The following is a 3,641-nucleotide window of genomic DNA, read 5'->3' on the forward strand; positions in this document are numbered from 1 at the left end:
ACGAGCCGCAGGAGGATGAGGCGATTGTTGGGGTGACTGAAAAAACCTGACCGACGGGGTGAGGGGCTCGGCGCCGCTTACGTCCTAGTCTTACCGACCGCTCGCCGCCCTGCAGGATCGCCTCCATGAAGCTCGCCCTCACAGCCACCGTCAGCGCCGCCGCCCTGGCCGCCACCCTGGTCCTGGCCGGCGCCGCCCAGGCGGCCGCCCCGGCCAAGAGCGAGGTCGTGGCGATCATCGGGGCCACGGTGTTCGACGCCACCGGCGCCGCCCCGCGCCTGGCCAATGTGGTGATCCGCGACGGGCGCATCGCCGCCGTCGGTCCGGGCGTGAAGGCGCCGCGCGGCGCGCGGGTGATCGACGCCAAGGGCCAGGCCCTGCTGCCGGGCTTCTACGACCTGCACACCCACTGGACCCCGGCCGGCATACCCTCGACCACGCCGCAGATCGCCGCCGCCTATGTCGCGGCCGGCGTCACCACGGTCAGCGACTTCAACGCTTCGCCGGAATCCTTCGCCCCGCGCCGCCAGTGGCTGTCGGGGCTGGTCGCGCCGCACGTCAACTTCGCCGCCCGGATGAGCACCCCCGGCGGGCACGGCGCCGACTGGGCCGACACCAACACCACCAAGTGGGTCAACACCCCGGAAGCCGCCCGGGCCGCCGTCCGGGTCATCGCCACCTACAAGCCCGACCTGATCAAGGCCTTCACCGACGGCTGGCGCTATGGCGTGGCGCCCGACAATACCAGCATGGACGAGTGGACCCTGGCCGCCCTGGTCGACGAGGCCCACAAGAACGACCTGAAGGTCTTCACCCACACCGTGACGGTGGACCGCGGCGAGGCGGCCGCCCGGGCCAAGGTCGACGTGATCACCCACAGCCTGCAGGACCGGCCGCTCGACGCCGGGGAGGCCGCGGCCATCAAGGCGGGTGGCACCGCCGACACCCCGACCCTGGCGGTCTACGAGCCGACCAAGGCCGGCCAGTCGACCGACATGAGCGATCCCAAGGTCAAGCAGAGCTTCCAGAAGTTCGACTACGCCCTGGCCAACGCCAAGGCGCTGCACGACGCCGGGGTGGTCGTGGCGCTGGGCACCGACGCCGGCATGCCCGGCACGCCGCACGGGGTCTCGACCCTGCACGAGATGGAGCTGCTGGTCCGCGCCGGCCTGACGCCGAGCCAGGCGCTGATCGCCGGTACGGCGCTGAGCGCCAAGGTCATCGGCCAGCTGGACGACCGCGGCACGATCGAGGCGGGCAAGCGCGCCGACCTGGTGCTGATCAAGGGCGAGCCCTGGAAGGCGATCGAGGACGTGCGCAAGACCGACCGGGTGTTCATCGACGGCAAGCTGGTGTTCGGTCCCGGCGCGCCGCCGATGACCGCCAACACCGCCACCACCATGGCCGCCGTCCCGGCCAAGGCCCAGATCGACGATTTCGAGCGCCCGGACGGCCGTTCCAGCCTGGACACCCTGCGCAACGACGATCCCGACGGCGGCCTGGACCGCACCGTCGAGATCAGCCAGGTGATCCCGCGCGGAACCGACGGCCACGCCCTGTCGATCTCGGCGAGGATGGCGATGAAGGCCCGGCCGACCGCCGGGGTGATCATTCCGCTGACCCGGGGTTCGATCCAGCCGGTCGACGCCCGCGCCTTCAAGGGCGTGCGGTTCGAGGTGCGCGGCGACGGCGACTACGCCCTGGGCGTCACCACGACCGGCGGCCGCTGGTCGGCTCCGTTCTCGGCCGGCGCGGCCTGGCAGACCGTCGAGGTGCCGTTCTCGGCGCTCAAGGGCCTGAGCTATCGCGGCGAGAAGGACGACAAGGCCGCGTGGACGGGCGCCGACCTGACCGAGGTCGAGTTCATGGGCGGCCGCCAGGGCGGGGCCAAGCTGTGGATGGAAGTCGACAACGTCACCTTCTACTGACCCTCAGGGGCGAGCGCTGAGCGCCGCGCCACCTCCGCGCGTGGTTTTGACCGCGTCGCCAAAAATATTCCCCCTCGGGGGTGAGGGACCGCTCCTCGCTTCCGTCTGACTGACTTCGAGACCCACGGATCCGCCTGCGCGGCCCGTGGGCCTCGGGGTCATCAAGTGGGGATACCAACAATGAACACCGCCAGGGCGCTTCGCGCCGCCATGCTGACGACGTCAGCCCTTTGCGCCAGCTGGGCCGGCGCGGCCTTCGCCCAGAACGGGGCCCAGAACGCGCCAGCGCCGGAAGACGCCCTGGTCGAGGAGATCGTCGTCGTCGGCTCGCGCATCGAGGGCGCCAAGGCCACGGCCGCTCTGCCGGTCACGGTGATCGACGCCAAGCAACTGGCCGCCGTCGCCGCCACCTCGGGCGACGACCTGTTCCGCTCGATCCCGCAGATGGGCGACGTCAACTACAACAGCAGCTACATCCCGGGCAGCAGCAACTCGGCGCGCGGCGACATCGGCTCGGTCAACCTGCGCAACCTCGGCTCCGGCAACACCCTGGTGCTGCTGAACGGCCGCCGCGTGGTCACCCACCCGACCAGCCAGGCCGACGGCACCAGCCTGGTGCCGACCATCACCTACAACACCAACGCCATCCCCACCTCGGGCCTGAAGCGCCTGGAAGTCCTGCGCGACGGCGCGGCGGCGATCTACGGCACCGACGCGGTGGCCGGGGTGGTCAACACCGTGCTGCAGGACAATTTCAACGGCGCCGAGGTCGAGGCGCAATACGGCGTGGCCTCGGGCACCCACCTGAAGGAATACGGCCTGACCGGCCTGTTCGGCAAAACCTTCGACCGCGGCAACCTGACCGCCTTCCTGGCCTATGACCAGCGCACGGCGCTGCGCTCGACCGACCAGGACTACACCGCCTCGTCCGACAAGCGTCCGCTGTTCGTCGGCACCAGTTTCGACGGCGCGGCGACGCTCGACGCCCGCACCACCACCACGCCGTGGGGCAGCTTTACGGCCGCCGCCGCCGTCCGCAGGAACGGCGCCCTGATCACCAGCGCGGCCGGCGCGTTCCACATCCAGCCGACGACCAACCCCGGCAGCCTGGTCTCGCTGGGCAACGGCGTCAGCGTCGACGACGGCGCCCTGGCCACCTCGGGCGAGGACCGCAACCTGCGCTACGACACGGCCGCCAACGGCCTGTCGATCATGCCCGAGCTCAAGCGCATCAACGTCTTCCTGACCGGCAACTACCGCGTCACCGACGAGATCACCGCCTTCGGCGAACTGGGCGTCTACAGCGCCAAGACCCACGCCTGGCAGTCGCCGGTCAACACCACCTCGGCCCAGGTGATCACGGCGCCGACCTCCAGCTACTGGAACCCCTTCGGCCCGGTGACCTTCGCCAACGGCGCGGCCAACCCCAACCGCCTGGCCGGCACGACCGCTCCCGTCGGCGGCCTGGCCGTGACCCTCAACAGCTACACCTTCGCCGACGCCGGCCTGTCCAAGGTCGACGTCGAGAACAGCCAGACCCGCTACCTGGCCGGGCTGAAGGGCGAGAAGTTCGGCTTCAAGTGGGAGTCGGCGCTGCTCTATTCGGCGGCCAAGGTCGAGGACGTCTCGGACGGCATCAGCGCCACCGCCCTGCAGAAGCAGATCGGCCTGTCGACGCCGGACGCCTACAACCCCTTCAACGGCGGCAGCCTG

At 70.6% G+C, this 3,641-nt stretch carries 2 protein-coding genes; both read left to right on the forward strand.

The annotated features are described in order from the left end of the window. Positions 1-125 precede the first annotated feature (125 nt). Positions 126-1,928 carry an amidohydrolase family protein gene (locus PMI01_RS05380; protein ID WP_007664874.1) on the forward strand — a complete coding sequence of 601 codons (1,803 nt, stop codon included), beginning with the start codon at positions 126-128 and terminating at the stop codon, positions 1,926-1,928. Between the two features lie 180 nt (positions 1,929-2,108). Continuing rightward, on the forward strand, positions 2,109-3,641 hold a 1,533-nt coding region (locus tag PMI01_RS05385; protein ID WP_007664877.1), incomplete at its 3' end, for a TonB-dependent receptor plug domain-containing protein.

It is taken from the genome of Caulobacter sp. AP07, from assembly GCF_000281955.1.
In the GTDB taxonomy this organism is placed as follows: domain Bacteria; phylum Pseudomonadota; class Alphaproteobacteria; order Caulobacterales; family Caulobacteraceae; genus Caulobacter.

Excerpts from the sequence above, each read along its gene's own strand:
- PMI01_RS05380 (WP_007664874.1), top strand. The coding sequence starts at position 126 with ATGAAGCTCGCCCTCACAGCCACCGTCAGCGCCGCCGCCCTGGCCGCC.